Below are 6,471 nucleotides of genomic sequence, written 5' to 3'. Positions count from 1 at the left end.
CAAAAAAAATGTCTTTTGGGGCGTTTTTTCATTTGTTTGCTCCTTATTGCAGCGTGTAATATCTGTCCCATAAAACACAAAAGGCATAGGCAATGCCGAATTTGCATACTGACAACAGCCAGATAACAGCCAAACAACAGAGAGACCCGCTTATGAATCCTCTTGCACAAGAGCACCAGAAGGCAGCAGGTGCACCAAAAAAGGCACACAATCCCGGCCTGTACCGTAAAGGTGAGTTCCGTGATAACTGTGGTTTTGGTCTGATCTCCCAGATGCATGGTGAAGCCAGCCATGACCTGCTAAAAACCGCCATCGGTTCATTAACCGCCATGACCCACCGTGGCGGTATTGCCTCTGATGGTAAAACCGGTGATGGCTGCGGCCTGCTGTTCAAAAAGCCTGATGCTTTTCTGCGAGACGAAGCAAAGACGCTGTTTGGTCAGGATATGAACGAGCGTTATGCGGTGGGCATGGTGTTCTTGTCGCGGGATCAAGCCACCTACCAAAAAGGCAAACAAACGCTGGATCAACAAATCCACGCTCAGGGTCTGGAGGTGGTTGGCTGGCGTGAAGTTCCTACCGACCCTTCTGTCTGTGGTGAAATCGCCCTGAGCTGTATGCCACGTTTTGAGCAGATTTTTGTTAACGCCCCAGATGGCATGGAAGAAAAAGAGCTGGCCGTTAAACTCTTTATGGCACGTCGCCGCGCCGAAATGGTGATGAAGAGTGACGATGCCTTTTATGTTGCCTCTCTGTCCAGCAAGGTGCTGTCCTACAAAGGGCTGACCATGCCGGTGGATCTACCGGTGTTCTTTAAAGATCTTGGTGACAAGCGCTTAGAAACCTCCATCTGTGTCTTCCACCAGCGTTTTTCCACCAACACCGATCCCAAGTGGCATCTGGCACAGCCTTTCCGTTATCTGGCACACAATGGTGAAATCAACACCATTGAGGCTAACCGAAACTGGGCTAATGCCCGCAAAAAGAACTTCAAAAACAAACACCTGCCAGATATTGAAAGTCTCGACAAGGTGGTTAACACCGAAGGTTCGGACTCCTCCAGCATGGACAACATGCTGGAAGTGCTGCTGACCGGTGATATGAACTTCTTCCAAGCGGTACGCAAGATGATTCCACCGGCCTGGCAGAACGTACAAACCATGGATGGCGACCTGCGTGCCTTCTATGAGTTTAATTCCATGCACATGGAACCCTGGGACGGCCCAGCTGGCTTAGTCATGACCGATGGCCGTTATGCCCTGTGCATGCTGGATCGTAACGGCCTGCGCCCGGCACGTTTTGTGATCACCAAGAATGGTTACATTACGCTTGCCTCCGAAATTGGTGTCTGGGATTACCGGCCAGAAGACGTGGTGTACAAGAGCCGCGTTGGCCCCGGACAGATTCTTGCCATTGACACCCTGACCGGTGACATCCTGCACACCAAGGATGTGGACGACAAACTCAAGGTCGCCAACCCTTACAAGCAGTGGCTGCGTGAACAGTCCACCTATCTGGAATCCACCCTGACCGAAATCGGTCCGCGCTTTGAGGCAATGGATAAACAAGAACTGTCCACCCACATGAAAATGTTCAACGTCAGCCAGGAAGAGCGCCACTCGGTGTTGCTGCCACTGGCGGATTCAGGGCAGGAAGCTGTGGGTTCGATGGGTGATGACACCCCGATGGCGGTGCTGTCGAAAAAAGTACGCCATCCGGCTGATTTTTTCCGCCAGAAATTTGCCCAGGTCACCAACCCGCCTATCGACCCACTGCGCGAAGCGATAGTGATGTCGCTGGAGACCTGTATCGGTCGGGAAATGAACGTATTCGAAGAAGGCCCGGAACATGCCAATCGCATCATCCTGACCACTCCGGTGCTGTCACCGCGTAAATTCAAGTCACTGGTGGAAGATGACCGTCCCGGCTTTGCTGAACACTTTATTCAATTACAGTTCAACCCGGCAGAAATGGGTCTGAAGCAGGCCGTGGAAAACATCGGCCAACAAGCAGAAGACGCCGTGCGCGCGGGTAAAGTACTGCTGGTGCTGTCGGATCGCACGCTGGAAAAAGGCAAGATTCCGGTTAATGCCGTACTGGCGACCGGTGCCGTGCACCATCGCCTGATGAACAAGGGGTTGCGCTGTGATGCCAACATCATTGTCGATACCGGCTGGGCGCGGGATTCGCACCACATGGCAGTACTCTTCGGTTTTGGTGCCACCGCCATCAACCCCTGGCTGAGTTATCAGGTGATTGCTGACCTGCACCGCAGTGGTGAGCTGCAGGGTGAACCCGGTGATACCCGTCGTGCCTACCGCAAAGGCATCCAGAAAGGCCTGTTAAAAATCCTCTCCAAGATGGGGATTTCTACGCTGGCTTCCTACCGTGGATCACAACTGTTTGAAGCCATCGGTCTGGATGAAGACGTGGTGGAACTCTGCTTCAAGGGTGTGGCCAGTCGCATCCAGGGTGCCGGTTTTGTTGATCTGCAAATGGATCAGGAGCTGCTGGCCGAAAACGCCTGGCGTAAATCGGCTCCGGTCACTCAGGGTGGTCTGCTGAAATTTATCCACGGTGGTGAATACCATGCTTATAACCCTGATGTGGTGAAAACCATGCAGGAAGCGGTACAAACTGGCAGTAAAGAGGCCTGGAAGCGCTTTGCCAAACTGGTCAACGAACGTCCGGCTGCCACCCTGCGCGACCTGATGAAGTTAAAAAAAGCCGAACAGCCGTTGTCACTGGATGAAGTCGAAAGCATTGAAGACCTGCTGCCGCGTTTTGATTCGGCGGGTATGTCACTGGGTGCCCTGTCACCAGAAGCCCACGAAGCCCTGGCGCAGGCCATGAATGAAATGGGTGCCCGTTCCAACTCCGGTGAAGGCGGTGAAGATCCGGCGCGTTACCGCACCATCAAATCCTCCAAGATTAAACAGATTGCCTCCGGTCGTTTTGGGGTCACTCCTGCTTATCTGGTGAATGCTGAAGTACTACAGATCAAGGTGGCTCAGGGCGCCAAGCCCGGTGAAGGTGGTCAACTGCCCGGTGGCAAGGTGAATGCCCTGATTGCCCGTCTGCGCCATTCTGTACCTGGTGTAACGCTGATTTCACCACCACCACACCACGATATCTATTCCATCGAGGATCTGGCACAGCTGATTTTTGACCTCAAACAGGTCAACCCCAAGGCGCAGGTCTCGGTCAAGCTGGTGTCCGAACCCGGTATCGGCACCATTGCCACCGGTGTTGCCAAAGCTTATGCCGACCTGATCACGGTATCCGGTTATGACGGTGGTACTGCAGCCTCCCCGCTGACCTCCATCAAGTATGCCGGTTCTCCGTGGGAAATTGGTCTGGCTGAAGTCCAGCAGGCACTGCGTATGAACAAACTGCGCGACAAGATCCGCCTGCAAACCGATGGTGGTTTAAAAACCGGCTTGGATGTGATCAAAGCCGCCATTCTGGGTGCCGAAAGTTTCGGTTTTGGTACTGCGCCAATGGTGGCACTGGGCTGTAAATACCTGCGCATCTGCCACCTGAACAACTGTGCAACCGGTGTAGCCACCCAGAACGAAGCCCTGCGCGAAGAACACTTCCGTGGCACCGTGGAAATGGTGAAAAACTACTTCCGTTTTATTGCCGAAGAAGTACGGGAAATCCTGGCTGAGCTGGGTGTGAAAAAACTGACTGATCTGATTGGCCGTGTGGATCTACTGGAAGTGATCGAAGGTGAAACCGAACGTCAGGGCAAACTGGATTTCAGCCGTATTCTGAACAACGATGATGTTCCTGCTGATGCACCACAATTCTGCCAGATCAGCCGTAATGAACCCTTCGACAAGGGTGAGTTGGCTGAACGTATGGTGGCTGCCCTGCAGGATGCACTGGATAACAAAAGTGGTGGTGAGTTTGAGTTTACCGTCACCAACTGTGACCGTTCCATCGGTGCACGTATTTCCGGTGAAATTGCCAGCCGTTATGGTGATGCAGGTCTGGCCGAAAACCCTGTCACACTAAAATTAAAAGGTGTAGCTGGTCAGAGTTTTGGTGTCTGGAACGCCCGTGGTCTAAACCTGCATCTGGAAGGTGATGCCAACGATTATGTTGGCAAGGGCATGAATGGCGGCAAGCTGGTACTGGTGCCACCACAAGGCAGCGCTTTTGCCAGCCACAAAACCTCCATCATGGGTAACACCTGCCTGTATGGTGCCACTGGAGGCCACCTGTATGCCGCTGGTCGTGCCGGTGAGCGTTTTGCCGTGCGTAACTCTGGTGCCACCGCCATTGTGGAAGGTGCCGGTGACCACTGCTGTGAATACATGACTGGTGGTCTGGTTTGTGTACTGGGTGACACAGGTTACAACTTCGGAGCAGGCATGACCGGTGGTTTTGCCTACGTGCTGGATTTGGAACGCAGTTTTGTCGACAAGTACAACCACGAACTGGTGGATCTGCATCGCATCAACACCGAACAGACCGAGGTTTACCGCAACCACCTGCGCAGCCTGATTAAAACCTTTGTGGATGAAACCAACTCCGCCTGGGGGCGCAAAATTCTGCAAGAGTTTTCAGACTTTATCCGCCACTTCTGGCTGGTTAAACCCAAGGCTGCCGGTCTCGGTGACCTGTTGAAAACCACGCGCCAAAGCGCCCAGTAAACCGAATTGATGATTTGAGGATAAACACCATGGCTGAGCGTTTACATACCCCAGTTCAGAAAAACGACTTTCAATTTGTGGATGTCGGTCGCAAGGATCCGGCTAAAAAGCCGGTGCCACTGCGCAAAAAAGCCTTTATCGAAATCTATGAAGTGTTTGAACCCAAAGAAGCTCGTCAGCAGGCGCACCGCTGTCTGGATTGCGGCAACCCTTATTGTGAATGGAAGTGTCCGGTGCACAACTACATTCCCAACTGGCTGGAGCTGGCCACCAATGGTCATATCATAGAAGCCGCTGAGCTGTGCCACAGCACCAACACCCTGCCGGAAGTTTGTGGTCGGGTCTGCCCACAAGATCGTCTGTGTGAAGGTGCCTGCACCCTGAATGATGGTTTTGGTGCAGTCACCATCGGCTCGGTGGAAAAATACATCACCGAAACCGCCTTCGCTCAAGGCTGGCGCCCCGACATGAGCCAGGTGGAATGGACCGATAAAAAAGTGGCCGTGATTGGTGCCGGCCCGGCAGGACTGGGCTGTGCCGATGTACTGGTGCGCAACGGTGTTAAACCGGTGGTATTTGACAAATACCCGGAAATCGGTGGTTTGCTGACTTTTGGTATCCCCGAATTCAAGCTGGAAAAACAGGTGATGAGCCGCCGCCGCGAAATTTTTGAAGGCATGGGCATCGAATTCCGTCTAAACACTGAAATCGGCACAGACATCAGCATGGAAAAACTGCTGAATGACTACGATGCTGTATTTATGGGCATGGGCACCTACAACTACATGAAAGGCGGCTTCCTTGGTGAAAACTTGCCGGGCGTGTATGACGCACTGGATTTCCTGATCTCCAACGTTAACCGTTGCCTGGGTTATGAAAAAGATCCAGCGGATTACATCAGCATGGAAGGCAAAAAGGTGGTGGTGCTGGGTGGTGGTGACACCGCGATGGATTGCAACCGTACTGCCATACGTCAGGGTGCCAAAAACGTCACCTGTGCTTACCGCCGTGATGAAAAAAACATGCCCGGTTCCCGCAAGGAAGTCGAAAATGCCCGTGAAGAAGGCGTGAAATTCCTGTTCAACCGCCAGCCGATTGCCATTGTGGGTGAAGGCAAGGTCGAAGGTGTGAAAGTGGTACGCACCCAGATGGGTGAAGCGGATGAAAATGGTCGTCGTAAACCAGAAGTGGTGCCCGGCTCCGAAGAAATCCTGCCTGCTGATGCGGTACTGATTGCCTTTGGTTTTAAAGCCAGCCCAGCGGAATGGTTCGACAAACACCAGATCAAAACCAACGACTGGGGACTGGTCGTTGCACCGGAAGAAGCCCGTCACCCCTTCCAAACCAGCAACGAAAAAGTCTTTGCCGGTGGCGACATGGTACGCGGCTCCGACCTGGTGGTCACCGCTATCTGGGAAGGCCGCGAGGCTGCCAAAGGCATCCTAAGTTACCTTAAAGTCTGATTTTTTGCTTGATCCAAGCCAGAAGGGTCTTAACCGACCCTTCTGGCTTTTTTATGACTTCTCAGCCATATCCTTCCCCGCACTAAAAGTACGGGGCTTGTCGCGCATTTTGGTCAGCACTTTGGTGCCTCTAACACTGGTACGCATTGACTATTGACGGACAGGCAAACATCTCTATAATAGCGGCCAACTACCGAAGCAGTGGTGTACTGTTTCAAGCTCTTCAAATTGCCGGAATGGCGGAGTCGGTAGACGCAGCGGTTTCAAAATTCGCCGGAAGTTCCAGACATAAAGCAAAATCATTGCCAGTGTGGTGAAATTGGTAGACACGCCGGATTCAAAATCCG

Annotated in this window: 2 protein-coding genes; both read left to right on the top strand. The window is 52.8% G+C overall.

All coding sequences use genetic code 11. The annotated features are described in order from the left end of the window. Nucleotides 1-152 precede the first annotated feature (152 nt). Complete coding sequence (gene gltB / locus IBX50_RS15805; RefSeq protein WP_292257258.1) at nt 153-4,661, top strand: glutamate synthase large subunit; 4,509 nt, start codon at nt 153-155, stop codon at nt 4,659-4,661. Nucleotides 4,662-4,690: 29 nt separating this feature from the next. After that, nucleotides 4,691-6,124: an FAD-dependent oxidoreductase gene (locus IBX50_RS15800; protein WP_292257257.1), complete on the top strand. Its 1,434-nt coding sequence runs from the start codon at nt 4,691-4,693 to the stop codon at nt 6,122-6,124. Nucleotides 6,125-6,471 lie beyond the last annotated feature (347 nt).

Source organism: Marinospirillum sp. (assembly GCF_014859565.1).
Note: the sequence above shows the minus strand (reverse complement) of the source record. Positions and strands in the feature narration are given on the sequence as shown.

Bases quoted from the DNA above. Each gene is read 5' to 3' on its own strand.
- IBX50_RS15800 (WP_292257257.1), top strand. From the start codon at position 4,691: ATGGCTGAGCGTTTACATACCCCAGTTCAGAAAAACGACTTTCAATTT.
- gltB (WP_292257258.1), top strand. From the start codon at position 153: ATGAATCCTCTTGCACAAGAGCACCAGAAGGCAGCAGGTGCACCAAAA.